The organism is Roseovarius mucosus DSM 17069 (assembly GCF_000768555.3).
In the GTDB taxonomy this organism is placed as follows: Bacteria; Pseudomonadota; Alphaproteobacteria; order Rhodobacterales; family Rhodobacteraceae; genus Roseovarius; species Roseovarius mucosus.
Window position 1 is genome coordinate 107,718 of the sequence record NZ_KN293979.1, and the last position, 16,588, is coordinate 124,305.

At 61.9% G+C, this 16,588-nt stretch carries 18 protein-coding genes and 1 pseudogene; 15 read left to right on the top strand and 4 right to left on the bottom strand.

The genetic code is table 11. From position 1 onward, the window contains the following. Positions 1 to 77 precede the first annotated feature (77 nt). From ispH to ROSMUC_RS09520, 3 genes are all read right to left on the bottom strand, one after another. Positions 78 to 1,028 (bottom strand): 4-hydroxy-3-methylbut-2-enyl diphosphate reductase, encoded by a 951-nt coding sequence (ispH, locus tag ROSMUC_RS09510; protein WP_037272320.1) that lies wholly within the window; start codon positions 1,026 to 1,028, stop codon positions 78 to 80. A 192-nt stretch (positions 1,029 to 1,220) separates the two neighbouring features. Then, positions 1,221 to 1,673 (bottom strand): YqaA family protein, encoded by a 453-nt coding sequence (locus ROSMUC_RS09515; RefSeq protein WP_037272323.1) that lies wholly within the window; start codon positions 1,671 to 1,673, stop codon positions 1,221 to 1,223. Positions 1,674 to 1,715: 42 nt separating this feature from the next. Continuing rightward, positions 1,716 to 2,288 carry a LabA-like NYN domain-containing protein gene (locus ROSMUC_RS09520; RefSeq protein WP_037272326.1) on the bottom strand — a complete coding sequence of 191 codons (573 nt, stop codon included), beginning with the start codon at positions 2,286 to 2,288 and terminating at the stop codon, positions 1,716 to 1,718. A gap of 146 nt (positions 2,289 to 2,434) precedes the next feature. Between ROSMUC_RS09520 and folK the strand changes: the two genes are divergently transcribed. The 14 genes and pseudogenes from folK (at position 2,435) to recO (ending at position 13,742) form a co-directional block, all read left to right on the top strand. After that, a complete protein-coding gene (gene folK / locus ROSMUC_RS09525; protein WP_037272336.1) occupies positions 2,435 to 3,001 on the top strand; it encodes a 2-amino-4-hydroxy-6-hydroxymethyldihydropteridine diphosphokinase in 567 nt (188 codons plus the stop codon). A 79-nt stretch (positions 3,002 to 3,080) separates the two neighbouring features. After that, complete coding sequence (gene rpoZ / locus ROSMUC_RS09530) at positions 3,081 to 3,434, top strand: DNA-directed RNA polymerase subunit omega (protein WP_037272337.1); 354 nt, start codon at positions 3,081 to 3,083, stop codon at positions 3,432 to 3,434. A 30-nt stretch (positions 3,435 to 3,464) separates the two neighbouring features. Continuing rightward, positions 3,465 to 5,591, top strand: coding sequence for a RelA/SpoT family protein (locus tag ROSMUC_RS09535; protein ID WP_037272338.1), 2,127 nt, complete (start codon positions 3,465 to 3,467; stop codon positions 5,589 to 5,591). A 23-nt stretch (positions 5,592 to 5,614) separates the two neighbouring features. Next, positions 5,615 to 6,295, top strand: coding sequence for a DUF2062 domain-containing protein (locus tag ROSMUC_RS09540; RefSeq protein ID WP_037272339.1), 681 nt, complete (start codon positions 5,615 to 5,617; stop codon positions 6,293 to 6,295). A gap of 39 nt (positions 6,296 to 6,334) precedes the next feature. Next, positions 6,335 to 7,084: a pyridoxine 5'-phosphate synthase gene (locus ROSMUC_RS09545; protein WP_037272340.1), complete on the top strand. Its 750-nt coding sequence runs from the start codon at positions 6,335 to 6,337 to the stop codon at positions 7,082 to 7,084. Positions 7,085 to 7,088: 4 nt separating this feature from the next. After that, positions 7,089 to 7,889, top strand: coding sequence for an MreC domain-containing protein (locus tag ROSMUC_RS09550; protein ID WP_037272342.1), 801 nt, complete (start codon positions 7,089 to 7,091; stop codon positions 7,887 to 7,889). A gap of 11 nt (positions 7,890 to 7,900) precedes the next feature. Further along, the gene (locus ROSMUC_RS09555) at positions 7,901 to 9,388 is read left to right on the top strand and encodes an alpha/beta hydrolase (RefSeq protein ID WP_052115302.1); all 1,488 of its coding nucleotides are present in this window, start codon (positions 7,901 to 7,903) and stop codon (positions 9,386 to 9,388) included. Continuing rightward, positions 9,385 to 9,795: a holo-ACP synthase gene (gene acpS / locus ROSMUC_RS09560; protein WP_037272344.1), complete on the top strand. Its 411-nt coding sequence runs from the start codon at positions 9,385 to 9,387 to the stop codon at positions 9,793 to 9,795. Before ROSMUC_RS09555 ends, acpS begins: the two co-directional genes overlap by 4 nt. A gap of 53 nt (positions 9,796 to 9,848) precedes the next feature. Continuing rightward, on the top strand, positions 9,849 to 10,679 hold the full coding sequence (lepB, locus tag ROSMUC_RS09565) for a signal peptidase I (protein WP_037272345.1): 831 nt from the start codon (positions 9,849 to 9,851) through the stop codon (positions 10,677 to 10,679). Further along, positions 10,676 to 11,359, top strand: coding sequence for a ribonuclease III (gene rnc / locus ROSMUC_RS09570; protein ID WP_037272346.1), 684 nt, complete (start codon positions 10,676 to 10,678; stop codon positions 11,357 to 11,359). Before lepB ends, rnc begins: the two co-directional genes overlap by 4 nt. A 31-nt stretch (positions 11,360 to 11,390) precedes the next feature. After that, positions 11,391 to 11,687, top strand: coding sequence for a hypothetical protein (locus ROSMUC_RS09575; RefSeq protein ID WP_037272348.1), 297 nt, complete (start codon positions 11,391 to 11,393; stop codon positions 11,685 to 11,687). 69 nt (positions 11,688 to 11,756) lie between these two features. Continuing rightward, entirely contained in the window at positions 11,757 to 12,662 is a 906-nt protein-coding gene (era, locus tag ROSMUC_RS09580; RefSeq protein ID WP_037272349.1) for a GTPase Era, read from the top strand. A gap of 4 nt (positions 12,663 to 12,666) precedes the next feature. Further along, on the top strand, positions 12,667 to 12,999 hold the full coding sequence (locus ROSMUC_RS09585) for a DUF1491 family protein (RefSeq protein ID WP_037272350.1): 333 nt from the start codon (positions 12,667 to 12,669) through the stop codon (positions 12,997 to 12,999). A gap of 6 nt (positions 13,000 to 13,005) precedes the next feature. After that, positions 13,006 to 13,742: pseudogene (recO, locus tag ROSMUC_RS09590) on the top strand (DNA repair protein RecO). A gap of 116 nt (positions 13,743 to 13,858) precedes the next feature. Here the strand turns inward: recO and ROSMUC_RS09595 are convergent. Beyond that, entirely contained in the window at positions 13,859 to 14,644 is a 786-nt protein-coding gene (locus tag ROSMUC_RS09595) for a sulfite exporter TauE/SafE family protein (protein WP_037272962.1), read from the bottom strand. A gap of 165 nt (positions 14,645 to 14,809) precedes the next feature. Between ROSMUC_RS09595 and ROSMUC_RS09600 the strand changes: the two genes are divergently transcribed. After that, the gene (locus ROSMUC_RS09600) at positions 14,810 to 16,498 is read left to right on the top strand and encodes an acyl-CoA dehydrogenase family protein (RefSeq protein WP_037272352.1); all 1,689 of its coding nucleotides are present in this window, start codon (positions 14,810 to 14,812) and stop codon (positions 16,496 to 16,498) included. The last annotated feature ends 90 nt before the right edge of the window (positions 16,499 to 16,588 follow it).

Consider the following 16,588-nt stretch of genomic DNA (forward strand, 5'->3'; position numbering starts at 1 on the left):
AAGTTTTACGCCATGCACAGCCTAAATCGGAATGAGCGCAACGGGTTACGATCTGTTCTAACCCTTTGTGTCCTGGCTCACACTCTTTCGCGCAGCACCCTCGGCACCTTGAACTCGACGTTTTCCTGTGCGGTCTCGATGATCTCTACCGTGACCTCGTAGCGCGCGCGAAAGGCGTCGATCACCTCGTTCACCAGCACTTCGGGGGCAGAGGCACCCGCTGTGATACCCATGCTGCGGATACCGTCGAGTGCGCGCCAGTCGATGTCGGTGGCGCGCTGCACAAGCTGGGCATAGGCGCAGCCCGCACGCGCGCCGACCTCGACCAGACGTTTGGAATTGGATGAGTTTGGCGCGCCCACCACGAGCATGGCCTCAGCCCGTTCAGCCATGGCCTTGACCGCCTCTTGGCGGTTGGTGGTGGCATAGCAGATGTCCTCCTTGTGCGGGCCGACGATGGCCGGAAAGCGCGTCTGGAGGGCGGCAACCACCTCGGCGGTGTCATCGACCGAGAGGGTGGTTTGGGTAACAAAGGCGAGGCGGGTCGCATCGCGCACGTCTAGCGTGGCCACATCGGCGGGGGTCTCGACCAAGAGCACCTCGCCATCTGGCAATTGCCCCATGGTGCCGACGGTTTCGGGATGGCCCGCGTGGCCGATCATCACGATTTGCAGCCCGTTTTCATGGTGCCGCTCTGCCTCGATATGCACCTTGCTGACCAGCGGGCATGTAGCATCGACATAGAGCATCTGGCGGGCGGCGGCCTCTGCCGGGACCGATTTGGGCACGCCGTGGGCGGAAAAGATCACCGGGCGGTCGGTGGGGCACTCGTCGAGTTCCTCGACAAAGACGGCCCCCTTGGCGCGCAGATCATCGACCACGTATTCGTTATGCACGATCTCGTGGCGCACATAGACGGGCGCGCCCCATTTCGAGAGCGCCATTTCCACGATCTTGATGGCACGGTCCACACCGGCGCAAAAACCACGCGGCGCCGCGAGATAGAGGGTGAGGGGGGGCTTGGTCATCGCGCGTCTCCTGATCGGGGATAGAGGTAAGGCAGGCGGGCACGCAGGTAAAGGGTGGGGTTGGAAATAGGCTTTGTGACGCCTCTGAGCCGTGCGGTCGCTAGGTCGCGGGACGGCCCAGCCATCGCGCGGCGGCGCGTTCCGCGCCTTGTTCCGCGCGGGGGGAAATCGAACTGACCCTCAACCGCCTCCTCAGCCCATCGCCTGCGCCGTGATCCAGGCCAGCACGATGTAGCGGCCTGTCTTGGCAATCGTGACCAGCAGAAGGAATAGCCAGACTGGTGTGCGCAGGACCCCGGCGATCACGGTAAAGGCATCGCCCAAGGGCGCCCAGCTGAGCAGAAGTGTCCAGACGCCCCATCGCGCATACCACCGCTCTGCCCGTGCCATTTGCGCGGCATTGGCCGGGAACCAGCGGCGGTGGCGAAACCGTTCGATCCCACGCCCCATCGCGTAATTGACTACGGCCCCCAGCGTGTTGCCGACGCTGGCCACGACAATGAGTGTCGTGAAAGAGATCGTGCCTGCCAGTTGTAGGCCGACAAACACCACTTCCGACTGAAAGGGCAGGATGGTCGCTGCGCCAAAGGCCGCCGCAAAAAGCCCGGCCAATTGCGCGAAAACGCCCGGATCACCCATGTTCATGCAGGGGAAATCCGGGCTTTGCCGCAGGATCCAAGAAGCAGATCACTCGGTTTCGGCATAGGCCTCTTGGCGGTCGTTCTGGGTGTCACGCGGCGGGCGGCCGATGACATCCTTGAGGTCTGCCAGCTCGATGAAATTATCCGCCTGACGGCGCAATTCATCCGAGATCATCGGCGGCTGGCTGCGGATGGTAGAGACAACCGAAACGCGCACGCCCTGACGTTGAAGGCTCTCGACAAGGGGCCGGAAATCGCCATCTCCAGAGAAGAGCACGATATGATCGACACGCGGGGCGAGTTCCATCGCATCCACGGTCAGCTCAATATCCATGTTGCCCTTGACCTTGCGGCGGCCTTGGCTGTCGGTGTATTCCTTGGCCGGTTTCGTGACCATGGAATAGCCGTTGTAATGCAGCCAATCGACCAGCGGGCGGATCGGTGAATACTCGTCATTTTCCAACAGGGCAGTATAGTAAAACGCGCGCAGCAGCTTGCCGCGGCGCATGAACTCGGATCTCAGCAACTTGTAGTCGATGTCGAACCCAAGCGCCTTGCCCGCAGCGTAGAGATTCGAGCCGTCGATGAACAAGGCTAAACGCTCGTCCTTGTAAAACATCTTAAATGTCCTTCCGAATGGTCATGTCTTGCCTAGGAGTGTGTGAGTGGTGTGAGTGGTGAAGGCAGGACAGGGTAGCAGCGATAATTAGGGGTTAAGAATTCTGCATGCAAGGGCATGTTACGTCGGGATAGGATAGGGGAGTGATGACTTTGGATCAACAATGCTTGATCGCGATGGGTGGAAACTTGCCGTTCGGCACGTTGGGCCCTGAAGAGATCCTGGCGGAGGCCCTTGTGCGCTTGCGCGAAGAGGGGCCGGAAATCCAAGCGGTGAGTCGGTTTTTCCGAACACCGGCCTTTCCTGCCGGGGCTGGCCCGGATTTTGTCAATGCGGCGGCCGTCCTGCGGGTGGCGCTCGAGCCGGAGGCGGTTCTGACGCTCTTGCACCGGGTCGAGGCGGCCCTTGGTCGCAAGCGCGTAACGCGGTGGGGCGAGCGCACGCTGGATCTTGATCTCATAGCAATGGGCGCGCATGTCCTGCCGGACCGGACGGGGTTCGAGGCGTGGCGCGGTCTGACGCCCGAGGCGCAGCAGAGCCGCGCGCCGGACCGGCTGATCCTGCCGCATCCGCGCCTGCATGAGCGGGCCTTTGTGTTGGTGCCGCTGGCGGATGTGGCCCCCGACTGGGTGCATCCGGTGCTGGGCCGGTCCGTGCAACAGATGCTGGACGACTTGCCGCAAGCCGCGCGCGACGAGGTCGAGGCGCTTTGATTCTCTGCTTGTAAATCCCGGTTTGACGCCCTAAATACAAGGCTTCTTGAAATCCGCCCCAACCCGTTCCGGAGGTCTGATGGCCCGCGTTACCACAGAAGATTGCGTTGACAAGGTTCCAAACCGTTTTGATCTGGTGATGCTTGCCGCACACCGCGCCCGTGAAATTGCGGCGGGATCGCCATTGACGGTGGACCGCGACAACGACAAGAACCCGGTCGTGGCGCTACGCGAAATCGCCGAAGAAACCCAATCGGCGGATGACCTGCGCGAGCGGCTGATCGAATCGAATCAGACCCAGATCGAGGTGGACGAGCCGGAAGAGGATTCCATGGCTCTCCTGATGGGTGGTGATGTGGACAAGCCTGACACTGACGATATGTCGGAAGAAAAGCTGCTGCGCGCCCTGATGGAAGCACAGGGTCAGGGATAACTCCGACCCCTACGGCAAGGCGCGACCCCGATGATCGCCGTTGATGACCTGATCACGCTGGTGCGCCACTACAACCCCCGCACGGACGAGGCGCTCATTCGTGCGGCCTATGATTTTGGTCGCGCCATGCATGAAGGGCAGTTTCGCCATTCGGGCGAGCCCTATTTTACCCATCCCGTTGCCGTGGCCGCGATCCTGACCGAGCAACGGCTGGACGATGCCACCATCATCACCGCGCTCTTGCACGATACGATCGAGGACACCAAAGCGTCCTATCAGATCGTTGCTGAGAAGTTTGGCCGCGAAGTGGCCGATCTGGTGGATGGCGTCACCAAGCTGACCAATCTGCAACTGTCGAATTCCGAGACCAAGCAGGCCGAGAATTTCCGCAAGCTGTTCATGGCGATGTCCAAGGATCTGCGGGTCATTCTGGTCAAGCTTGCCGACCGGCTTCACAATATGCGCACCATCAAGGCGATGCGCCCGGAAAAGCAGGCGCAAAAGGCGCGTGAAACCATGGATATCTATGGGCCGCTGGCGGGGCGCATGGGTATGCAATGGATGCGCGAAGAACTCGAGGATCTGGCCTTTCGCGTGCTCAACCCCGAGGCGCGCGCCAGCATCATCCGCCGGTTCATCACCCTGCAACGCGAGACCGGCGATGTGGTCGAGCGGATCACCGGCGACATGCGGCACGAATTGGACAAGGCGGGCATCGAGGCCGATGTCTTTGGCCGCGCCAAGAAGCCCTATTCGATCTGGCGCAAGATGCAGGAAAAGGAGATGGGGTTCTCGCGGCTGTCGGACATCTACGGCTTTCGCGTGATCACCCGTTCCGAGAATGATTGCTACCGCGCGCTCGGGGCCATTCACCAACGCTGGCGCGCGGTGCCGGGGCGTTTCAAGGATTACATCAGTCAACCGAAATCGAACGGTTACCGCTCGATTCACACCACGGTGTCGGGGCGGGACGGCAAGCGGGTCGAGGTGCAGATCCGCACGCAAGCGATGCATGACGTGGCCGAAACCGGCGTGGCGGCGCATTGGTCCTATCGGGACGGGGTTCGCTCGGAAAACCCCTTTGCCGTCGATCCCGCCAAGTGGATTTCGAGCGTGAGCGAGCAGTTCGACGCCGAGGAGGATCACGAGGATTTTCTCGAGGCGGTCAAGCTCGAGATGTATGCGGATCAGGTGTTCTGCTTTACCCCCAAGGGCGATGTGATCAAGCTGCCGCGCGGGGCCACCCCGATTGACTTTGCCTATGCGATCCACACGCGGATCGGCCATGCCTGTGTCGGGGCCAAGGTGGACGGCATGCGCGTGCCGCTCTGGACCCGGATCAAGAACGGTCAATCGGTCGAGGTGATCACCGCCGACGGGCAGACGCCGCAGGCCACCTGGCTCGATATCGCCACCACTGGCAAGGCGCGGGCGGCCATTCGTCGTGCGCTGCGTGAGCTGGACCGCGACCGCTATATCAAGCTGGGTCGCGAGCTCGCCCGCTCGGCGTTCGAGCATGTGGGCAAGAAGGCCACCGACAAGGCGCTTGAGGCCGCAGCGCGCACGTTGCGTCTGCGCGATGCCGACGAGGTGCGCGCAAGGCTGGGCAGCGCCGAACTGACCGCGCATCAGGTGCTCCATGCCGTTTATCCCGATCTCATGCCCGAGGCTGGCAACGAGGTGACGCGCGACCGTGCGGTGATCGGTCTGGAGGCAGACCAGAGTTTTGAGCGGGCGCGCTGCTGTCAGCCGCTACCGGGTGAACGGATCGTGGGTATCACCTATCGTGGGCGGGGTGTGGTGATCCATGCCATCGACTGCGAAACGCTGTCGCAATATGACCAGCAACCCGACCGCTGGATGGACCTGCACTGGCACACCGGCACGCATCCGGCGGCCTATGACGTGACGCTCGATCTGACCATCGGCAATGATGCCGGGGTTCTGGGGCGGATTTGCACCTTGATCGGCGAGCAGAAGGCCAATATCTCGGACCTGACATTCGTGGACCGGAAACCGGATTTCTATCGTCTTTTGATTGATGTCGAGTTGCGCGATGCCGAGCATTTGCACGGCGTGCTCTCGGCGCTTGATGCGGAAAGCGATGTCGCCGCTGTCGAGCGCTATCGTGATCCGTCCCGCGTGGGGGCGGGCTGAGACCAATTCAAGGAGCCGCGCAGGTGGTATTCAGACGTCGTGACAGACGCCCCTGGTGGAAGGTCATTGCCGGGTTTCTCTGGCCCAAGGGCGGATGGGGGCGGGCCTTTACCTATGTCCGCCATCGACTGAACCGGCTGCCTGATCCGCCCGACCGCATCGCGCGTGGAATTTTCGCAGGCGTGTTCACAACCTTTACACCGTTTTACGGGTTGCATTTCATCGTGGCCGCCACGCTGGCGTGGATTTTACGTGGCAATATCCCGGCGGCTCTCTTGGGGACGTTCTTTGGCAATCCGCTGACCTATGTGCCCATCGGGGTTGTCTCGCTTCAGACCGGGCACGCGATGCTGGGGCGCGGCGCCATGGCTGAGGATGAAATCAGCCGCTCGCTCGGGGGCAAGTTTCTGGACGCGGGCGATGATCTCAAGAACAACTTTCTGGCCATTTTCATGGACCACAAGGCTGACTGGAGCAGTCTCAAGCTCTTTTATGACGATGTTTTCTTTCCCTATATGATCGGGGGAATTGTGCCGGGGATCGTGACGGCACTCGCGGCCTATTACATCAGCCTGCCGGTGATCACCGCCTATCAGCACCGCCGCAAGGGGGCGCTCAAGGCGAAATGGGTGGCGATGAAGGAAAAGAAGGCGACCAAGGAAAAACAGGCGCACGCGGCTGACGAGGCGGGTAAATCGGACTAGCTTGCATCACGAGTCGCGGATCAATTACGGGAGAGGCCGATGTCAGCCGGAAAGAAGCTACGCCTAGGCGTCAATATCGACCATGTGGCCACGGTGCGCAATGCGCGCGGCGGGGCCTATCCTGACCCCCTGCGCGCCGCCAAGATTGCGCAAGAGGCGGGGGCAGATGGCATTACCGCGCATCTGCGCGAGGATCGCCGCCATATCTCGGACGCGGATATCGACGGGCTGATGGAGGTGCTGACAGTGCCGCTCAACTTCGAGATGGCTGCGACCGAGGAAATGCAGCGGATTGCCCTGCGCAACAAACCGCATGCCGTCTGCATCGTGCCGGAAAAGCGCGAGGAGCGCACCACCGAGGGCGGGCTGGAAGTCGCGCGTGAGGAAAACCGGCTGGCGCATTTCTTAGCGCCGCTGCGCGAGGCAGGGTGCCGGGTGTCGATCTTTATCGCGGCCGACAAGCGGCAAATCGAGGCCGCGCATCGCATCGGGGCCGAGGTGATCGAATTGCACACCGGCGCCTATTGCGATGCCCATGCCGAGGGGCATTTCGACGCCCGTGACCGCGAATTGGAGAGTTTGCGCGAGATGTCCGCCTATGCCCATTCCTTGGGGCTCGAGGTGCACGCGGGGCATGGATTGAACTATGAAACGGTAAAGCCGGTCGCAGCTTTCCCCGAGGTGATGGAGCTCAACATCGGGCATTTCCTCATTGGCGAGTCGATCTTTCGCGGATTGGGACCGGCCATTGCGGAAATGCGGCGGCTGATGGACGAGGCGCGGGGGTGATCTCATGAGTGAGTTGGGTCACGAGTCTGGGGGAAGAAACAGTAAAAACATTATCAGGCGTTTCTTAGGGATTTTGAAGTTTCCCATAGTGGTCCTCCTTTCGCTTTCGAAAGGTGTGCTCTTGTTGCTGATGGCAGGAGCGATTGCCTTGAGTGTTGCCACGACAACTGTTTCGCTTTTTTTCAATATGATGTCTTCCGCCGTTGAAGCGGTCATTGGTCCGAGGACGGTGAGAGCAAAACAATCCTCGCGGTTGGATGCGTTGGCAGCAGAAAATGATGCCCTGAGAAAGCGGGCTGGGTCGTTGGCAGATGAGAACCGGAGAGTGACGCGCGAACTTTCGGACGGTAAGGTCACCTACAGAGGCGAAAGGAAGCTCGCCAGAGAAGCAGTAAAAGACACAAGCGGACGTCTCGCGCGCCGGGTTACCATTGCTTCGAGCCGGAACGTGGCATCTGTTTTCGCTGAGTCTTTGCCGTTTGTGGGTGTCGGGGTCATCGTCGGGGCCACTCTTTGGGAAGTGAAGGATTCCTGCGAGATGATGAAGGACCTTCACGAACTCGACGTCGCTTTCAATCCAGAGAGCGCGATTGACGGCACCGAGGTATGCGGGTTGCGAGTACCTGATAAAGCAGAAGTTTGGCAGGCTATTCGCGAGAGCCCATCAGACGCTTGGGCCACGGCTAAGGAATACACACCACAATTGCCTGATTTCTCTGAAACTTATGCCAATGGATTAGAGTTTGTTTCGAATCTGGCGTGCCGCGTTTTACCCTGCGAAGCGCAAGCGGCCATTCCCGAATGATAGGAATAAGAATGCGGGCGGGGATCGTTCAATTCCTCGAGTGTGTGTTTTCAGTGGCGCTATTGTGCCTCGCGCTCTGGCAGCTTGAGGGGCAGCGGCGTGGTGTTGAAATATCCACATTCACGGTCTCGGACACGCCGATCACGCGGATGGCCATGCCGGGGGCCGATGGGCCGGTGGTGGTGGTGGCGCATGGTTTCGCCGGGTCGCGGCAGATGATGCAGGCCTATGGGCTTGATCTGGCGCGGGCGGGTTACCGGGTCTGGGCCTTTGATTTCGAAGGGCATGGCCGCAACCGGGTGCCGATGTCGGGCGATGTGAACCGCATCGACGGCACGACGCGGCTCTTGATCGCGCAAACGGGCCGCGTGGTCACAGCAGCGGTGGCGCAAGAGGGCTTTACCGGCAAGGTCGCGCTCTTGGGGCATTCCATGGCCACGGATATCATCATCCGCACCGCATTGGAGGATGCCCGGATCGGTCCTGTGGTGGCGATTTCGGCTTTTTCGCAAGCGGTGACTGCGACAGAGCCAGACAATCTTCTGCTCATCACCGGCGCGTGGGAGAAGGGACTGCGGAACTTTGCCCGCGCGGCGGTGGCGATGGTCACGCCCGGCGCGGGCGAGGGCGATACCGTGCGGACCGGGGCGGTCACGCGCCGCGCGGTGGTGGCACCCTGGTCCGAGCATGTGGCGGTCCTGCACAGCCGTCTGGGCCGGGCCGAGGCGATTGGCTGGCTCGATGCCGCCTATGGCCGCACGAGCGATGTCGCGGTGCGTGCAACGGGGCCATGGTTTCTGGTGCTGATGGCGGCGATCGTGGCGCTCGCGGCCCCATTGGTGCGGCTTTTGCCGCAGACTGCGCCGCGCGCGCCGAGGGCCTTGCGCGGGGGGCAATTCACCCTTGTCGTTCTGGTGCCTGCGTTGCTTGCGCCGCTTTTGGCGGTGCAGGTGCAAACGCGGCTGTTGCCGGTCTTGGTGGCGGATTATCTGGCGCTGCATCTGGTGCTCTACGGGCTGTGCCAACTGGCGCTGATGTGGGGCATGGGGCGCAGGCCCGAGGGGGTGCGCCTCGCGGCTGTGCTGGTGCTTATGGTTTGGGGGCTTGGCGTTTTCGGCTTGGCACTCGACCGCTATGGCGCGAATTTCTGGCCCACGCCCGAACGATTGGCGATCATCGCCGCGCTGAGCCTTGGTGCGGTTCCTTTCATGGTGGCGGATGCGGTTCTGACCCGCGGCGCGCCGTTCTGGCAGAGGCTGACGGCGCGGGCGGGCTTTCTGGCCTCGTTGGGGCTGGCCATCCTGCTCGATACCGAGCGGCTCTTCTTCTTGGCGATGATTGCGCCGGTGATCCTGCTCTTTTTCCTGATATACGGGCTGATGGGCCGATGGGTCGCGGCACGGGCAGGGGCACTGAGCGCGGGTCTGGCGCTTGGCCTCATCCTCGCCTGGGCGCTTGGCGTCAGCTTTCCGCTGTTTGTAACGGGGATGAATGGATGATCTTGGGGATTGGCACGGACCTCGCGAATATCGAACGGATTGCACGCACGCTCGAGCGGTTCGGCGACCGGTTTCGCAACCGGGTTTTCACGCCCGTAGAACAGGCCAAGGCCGAACGTCGCGCCGATGTTGCGGGTACCTATGCGAAACGGTGGGCTGCGAAAGAAGCCTGTTCCAAAGCGCTTGGCACGGGCCTGCGCATGGGCATCGCGTGGAAGGACATGGCGGTCACGAACCTGCCCACAGGCCAGCCTGTCATGCAGGTTACGGGCTGGGCCGCGACGCGTCTGGCCGAGATGACGCCACCGGGGCACGAGGCGATCATCCATGTGACGCTGACCGACGATCACCCTTGGGCACAGGCCTTTGTGGTGATCGAGGCGCGGCCCGTCGCAGCCCCGGCTTGACACCATGGCCCCGGCCCCGCATGTAGCGCCGGAGAGATAGCGGAGGACGCCAAATGGCCGCCACAGGCAAGACATCGAGCTCTATCTGGGAAACCGTCAAGACGGTGTTCTGGGCCCTCGTGATCGCGGGGCTGTTCCGCACGCTGTTCTTTCAACCCTTCTGGATTCCCTCCGGCTCGATGAAGGACACGCTGCTGATCGGTGACTTTCTCTTCGTCAACAAGATGGCCTATGGATATTCCTATGCCTCTTGCCCGTCGATCCGGCTGGGCGGCTTGAACCTCGATGCGCAAAAGATCTGCGCCTTCATCGACGGGGATAACACACGGATCTTTGGCTCAGAGCCCGAGCGCGGTGATATCATCGTCTTTCGTCAGCCGACCGACGGCACCGATTTCATCAAGCGGGTGATCGGCCTGCCGGGGGATCGCATCCAGATGAAGGATGGCGTGCTGCATATCAACGAGGTTGCTGTCGGGTTGGAACCGGCGGGAGATTTCGTTGAAGAATTCACGCGCCAAGGGCCGATGGGTATCCGCCCGCGCTGTGAGAATGGCGTGGTGGGCGAGGGGGCCGATTGCCTCAAATCCCGCCAGATCGAGACGCTGCCCAACGGTCGGTCACACGCGATCCTCAATATCGGCGATCAGCGGTCGGATCATACGGGCGTCTTTACCGTACCCGCCGGGCATTACTTCTTCATGGGCGACAACCGCGACAATTCCACCGACTCGCGTTTTCCGCAGGCGGTGGGCGGGGTTGGTTTTGTGCCCTTCGAGAACCTGATCGGGCGTGCGAACCGGGTGATCTTTTCCTCGGGGGGCCGGTCGATGCTGGCCTTCTGGACATGGCGCGGCGATCGCTTCTTCAAGAGGCTTGAGTGAAGATTTCGGCGGAAACAAAGGCGTTTCAGGCGCGGCTCGGGCATCAGTTTTCCGATGCGGGCCTCTTGGTGCGGGCGCTGACCCATTCCTCGATGGCGACGCCCAATCGCGATGACAATCAGCGGCTGGAGTTTTTGGGTGATCGGGTCCTCGGCCTTGTGATGGCCGAGGCGCTCTTGTCGCAGGATCAGGCGGCCACCGAGGGCCAGCTTGCGCCACGGTTCAACGCGTTGGTGCGCAAGGAGGCCTGCGCCGATGTTGCACGTGAGATCGACCTTGGTGCGGTGCTGAAATTGGGGCGCTCCGAAATGCTCTCGGGTGGGCGGCGCAAAGAGGCTCTGTTGGGCGATGCGATGGAGGCGGTGATCGCCGCCGTCTATCTCGATGCCGGGTTCGAGGCAGCACGCGCGGTGGTGCTGCGGCTCTGGGGTGCGCGGGTGGGCGCGGTCAAGGAAGATGCGCGCGATGCCAAGACTGCGTTGCAGGAATGGGCGCAGGCGCGCGGGCTGCCGCCGCCCGATTACGTCGAACTGGCCCGTACGGGACCAGATCACGCGCCGGTCTTTACCATTGCCGCGCAATTGAAGAGCGGCCAGAGCGCCGAAGCCACCGCCGGGTCCAAGCGGCAGGCGGAACAGGCAGCGGCGCGCGCGCTGCTGGATGAATTGCAGGCGGAATGAGCCTGTGCGCGGGGCTGTTTCCGTGGCCGTAATGCTGGTCTTGGGCGCGTTGGCCGAGACTGAAGAGACCCCCGCCGATACCTGGACGCTCCGCAAATGCGCGCTCTATGCGCAGGCGACCGAAGATGCCTTGGCCGCCCTTGGCCAAGAGGGGCTAAGTCCAAGATTTTTAGAGGAAAACAAAGCCTTTATAAGGTCTGGATGTGTCGCGCCCGCGCGCATTTGTGCACAGACTGCACAGGACTATGCGTTGGCCGATTTGCTGACCATGATGACGATGAACGAGGGCATGGCGAGCACCTTTGTCCCCTTCGGATGCCAGAACTGACGCTCTGCTCTGGTCGCGGCGCATCAAATCGGCTAGAGCCTGTCAATCATAACAGACGAGACGCCTCCCATGACCACGCGCGCCGGATTCATTGCCCTGATCGGAGAGCCCAACGCGGGCAAATCCACCCTTCTCAACCGCATGGTGGGGGCCAAAGTCAGCATCGTCACCCACAAGGTGCAGACTACCCGCGCGCGCATCCGGGGCGTGGCGATGGAGGGCGAGAGCCAGTTGGTGTTCGTGGACACGCCCGGCCTCTTTCAGCCGCGCCGCAGGCTGGACCGCGCGATGGTCGCGGCTGCTTGGGGGGGGGCATCGGATGCCGATGTGGTGATCCTTCTCATAGAGGCGCATCGCGGTATCACCGAAGGGGTGGAGCGTATCCTTGAGGGGCTGAGCGGGATTGCGAAGGGACGCAAGGTGGCGCTCGCTGTCAACAAGATTGACCGGGTACAGGCGCCAGTTCTGTTGGCGCTGACCAAGGACATGAACGAGCGCTTCGCCTTTGAAAAGACGTTCTTAATTTCCGCCGAGAAGGGGCACGGAGTGGACGATCTGCGGCACTGGCTGGCGGGTGAGGTGCCCGAGGGACCATGGCTTTATCCCGAGGATCAGATCGCCGATCTGCCGATGCGGATGATCGCCGCCGAGATGACCCGCGAAAAGCTGACGCTGCGGCTGCATCAGGAATTGCCCTATCAATTGACCGTCGAAACCGAGAATTGGGAAGAGCGCAAGGATGGCTCTGCCCGGATTGATCAGGTGGTCTATGTGGTGCGCGACGGGCACAAGGGCATCGTTCTGGGCAACAAGGGCGAGACCATCAAGGCCGTCTCCAAGGCCGCGCGCGAAGAGTTGGAAGAGTTCCTTGGTCGCCGTATCCACCTGTTTTTGCAGGTAAAAGTACGAGAGAACTGGCAAGAGGAATCCGAGCGCTATTCCGAGATGGGGCTGGATTTCAAGGACGGGAACTGATCCCATGGCCCGACTGAGCGCGCGCTTTTGGGTGGATGCCTATCTGGCGCGTCTCAGGTTGGCGGATGTCCCCGCCTTCGTGGTGGCGCATGGCGATGACACCGGGGGCGCGGTTCTGGTCAAGCTTAATACGCTCGATGGAAAAGCGACGGTTTTTCAACGCTCTATCGACCTCATGAGTGGCGCGCGGGTCTGGATCACCTTGGCCGAGGGCGCGGAATCCGACGTGGATTCGGCGATTGCGCGGCAAAGGGGCTATGATCCTGATCTCTGGGTGATCGAGGTGGAGGACCGGGAGGGGCGGCATCTGCTCGATCAGGATGGTTTGGCGGGGTGAGGGTCGATGGATTGGCGCGATCAGGGTATTCTTCTGAGTAGCCGAAGCCACGGGGAAACCTCTGTAATAATTGAAGTTTTCACGCCTGAGCGCGGGCGGCATGCGGGTGTTGTGCGGGGTGGCGCATCGCGCAAGATGGCCCCTGTGCTGCAACCGGGGGCGCAACTGGATGTGGAATGGCGCGCGCGGCTGGAGGATCACATCGGGACATTCCGGGTTGAACCTTTGAAATCAAGGGCTTGGACCATGGGAGACCGGATGGCGCTGGCCGGGTTGAACGCGGTTTGTGCGCTCTTGCTGTTTGTGCTGCCAGAGCGCGAGGCACATGCGGAGCTATACCGCAAGACATTGATATTGCTTGATCTTCTGGATCAGCCCGAGATCTGGACGCTGGCCTATCTCAATTGGGAAATGGCGCTATTGGAGGAAATGGGCTTTGGTTTGGACCTGCGGCGCTGTGCGGTTTTGGGGGAAAAGGCCAATGATCTCAGTTACATATCCCCCAAGACCGGGCGCGCTGTGTCCCCGCGCGGGGGGCGGGGGAATGGGCGGATCGCCTCTTGCCGCTGCCGCCCTGCCTGATGGGGCATGGTCCGGCGCCCGATGCGGAAATCCTGCAAGGGTTTGAAGTAACGGGACATTTCCTGAAAAACCACCTTGCCCCACAACTGGGCAATCGGCCCCTGCCCGAGGCGCGGGCGCGGTATGTGGCGCGGTTCGCGGCAGAGGTGGCAAAGGGATGAGCCGCGTGTAAGCTCTGTAAGGTTTGCCCCTGGATTTTGTAAGATCCGGGGCCTGTCACATCGCCCCGGCCTCCACCCCGCCGTGGCGAGGTCCCGGGTCAAGCCCGAGACGGGTGTTAAAGCAGCATCACCCCGCGCCGGACGAGATTGAGCCCGGCAATCAGCAGCACCCAGAGCGTGATCTTGCGAAAGGTGGCCTGATCGAACCGGTCCTGAAGGCGAAAGCCGATCCAAATCCCGAAGAGCGCCGGGGCGACCATGGCCGCCGAGAGCGGCAGGGTTTCGGCGCGCAACACGCCCGATCCGATATGCGAGCCAAGCAGCACCAGCGCGCCCAGACCGTAGATCACGCCCTGCACGCGCATCTGTTCGGTTTTCTCGGTACCGCGCGCGATCAGCATGGCGACGGTAGGTGGCCCCCAGATGCCCGAGAGGCCGCCAAAGAGACCGGCGAGCGCGCCCATGCCCGCCTCGCCCTTGATCCCCTGCTCTGGCGGCAGGCGCAGACCGCGCCCGAGCAGGGTAGAGGCGGCGTAGAGTGTGATCAGCGGGCCGATGAAGAGCAGCATCGCGGAGGGCGGCAGCACCGGCACCAATTGCGCGGCGCAAACCATGACCAGACCGCCCGCAATGAGAAACACCCGGAAGCGGGCGATAGAAGCTATTGCGGCGCGCGGACCCTGTCGCAGCGCCTGCCACAGGTTGGTGGCCAGTGTCGGCAGGATCAGCCCGGCAAGGGCCAGATCGGGGGGCATCATCGTGCTGAGCCCCGCGATCATCACCGTGGGCATGGCAAAGCCCACCACGCCCTTGACCATGCCGGCACAGACCGCCACGGTAAAGGCCATGGCCCAACCCCAAAGCGGATTCCAGAGAGGGCTTATGTCGAAAAATGCGTCCATTTCGCCTCTTATCATGGCGTTTGGGCGGCTGACCATGGCGTTAGTGCTGCGCTGCAAAAAATCAACGCGCAATTTTCGAACAAAAGCCTGCGACAAAAAGCATAATAGTTGCGCTGCACCTGCATAATGGATAAAAGGCACCAGATCAGGAAAAGGATGCGATTCATGGCACATGACGGACAGGATCTGGCGATGGCACAACCGATCATTCTGGGCGACCTGTTGGCGCTGACGGGGGTGGCTCTGGCCCCGGCCGAGGCGCTGCTGGAGCGGGCTACGGGGGCGGTGCGTGCCATGGTGACGGTCGAGGGCCGTGTGTCGGGGGCGGCGATCGAGGCGCATCAGACGGCGGCGCATGGTCTGGCCTGGCTGGCCACTTATGTCGAATCGCTGCGCCAGATGCAGAACTGGGCAGTGCGGCTGGACGAGAAGGGGCAGTTTGGCGAGGTCGAGCAATTGATCCTGCAAATCGCCTATGGCGAATATCTGAGCCAGATCGCAGGCGGCATCCAGATGAACCAGGGCGAGATGGTGCGGCTTCAGGATCTGGGCCTGAGCCCGGATGATGCGCATCTACTGATGGACCCGGCCGCGCAAATGCTGATGCAGGCGGGCAATACCCAAGCGGCGCGGACCCGGTTGGTGGCGTTGATGCAGGAACGTGCCGCCGAGATCACTGTGGGGCGCACGGGGCTGGATGACGAGCTGGAGATGATCCGCGAGCAGTTCCGCCGCTTTTCGGTCGAGAAGGTCGAACCGCACGCGCATGAGTGGCATCTCAAGGATGAGCTGATCCCGATGGAGATCATCGAGGAATTGGCGGAAATGGGCGTGTTTGGCCTGACCATTCCCGAAGAATTCGGTGGGTTTGGCCTCAGCAAGGCGTCGATGGTGGTGGTGTCGGAAGAGCTGAGCCGGGGATATATCGGTGTGGGGTCCCTTGGCACGCGATCCGAGATTGCCGCCGAGTTGATCCTCTGCGGGGGAACCGACGAACAAAAGGCACAGTGGTTGCCCAAGCTGGCCAGTGCCGAAATCCTGCCGACGGCGGTGTTCACGGAACCCAATACCGGATCGGATCTGGGCAGTCTGCGCACCCGCGCGGTCAAGGACGAGAATGGCGACTGGAAGGTGACGGGCAACAAGACCTGGATCACCCATGCCGCGCGCACCCATGTGATGACGCTTCTGGCGCGCACCGTGCCGGACACCACCGATCACCGGGGGCTGTCGATGTTCCTGGCCGAGAAGACGCCGGGCACGGATGAGGCCCCGTTTCCGACTCCCGGCATGACCGGCGGCGAGATCGAGGTGTTGGGCTATCGCGGCATGAAGGAATACGAACTTGGCTTCGACAATTTCCATGTGAAGGGCGAGAACCTGCTCGGCGGCGAAGAAGGCAAGGGATTCAAGCAGTTGATGGAGACGTTTGAATCCGCGCGCATTCAGACCGCCGCGCGGGCCGTGGGGGTTGCGCAATCGGCGCTCGATGTGGCGATGCGCTATGCGCAGGACCGCAAGCAGTTCGGTCGCGCGCTGATCGAGTTTCCGCGCGTGTCGGGCAAGCTGGCGATGATGGCGGTCGAAATCATGGTGGCGCGGCAATTGACCTATTTCTCGGCCTGGGAAAAGGATCACGGGCGGCGCTGTGACCTGGAGGCGGGGATGGCCAAGCTTCTCGGTGCGCGTGTGGCGTGGTCGGCGGCGGATAACGGGTTGCAGATCCATGGTGGCAACGGCTTTGCGCTGGAATACACGATCAGCCGGATTCTCTGCGATGCGCGGATTTTGAACATCTTTGAAGGGGCGGCCGAGATTCAGGCGCAGGTGATCGCCCGGCGGCTGTTGGGCTGAGGGTGAGCTGGAATTAGCCGTGGGTGACTAATTAGTCATCTGTGCCTCAAGGAGCGCGGCGCGGATGATTTATGGAGCACTTGCGTCTGA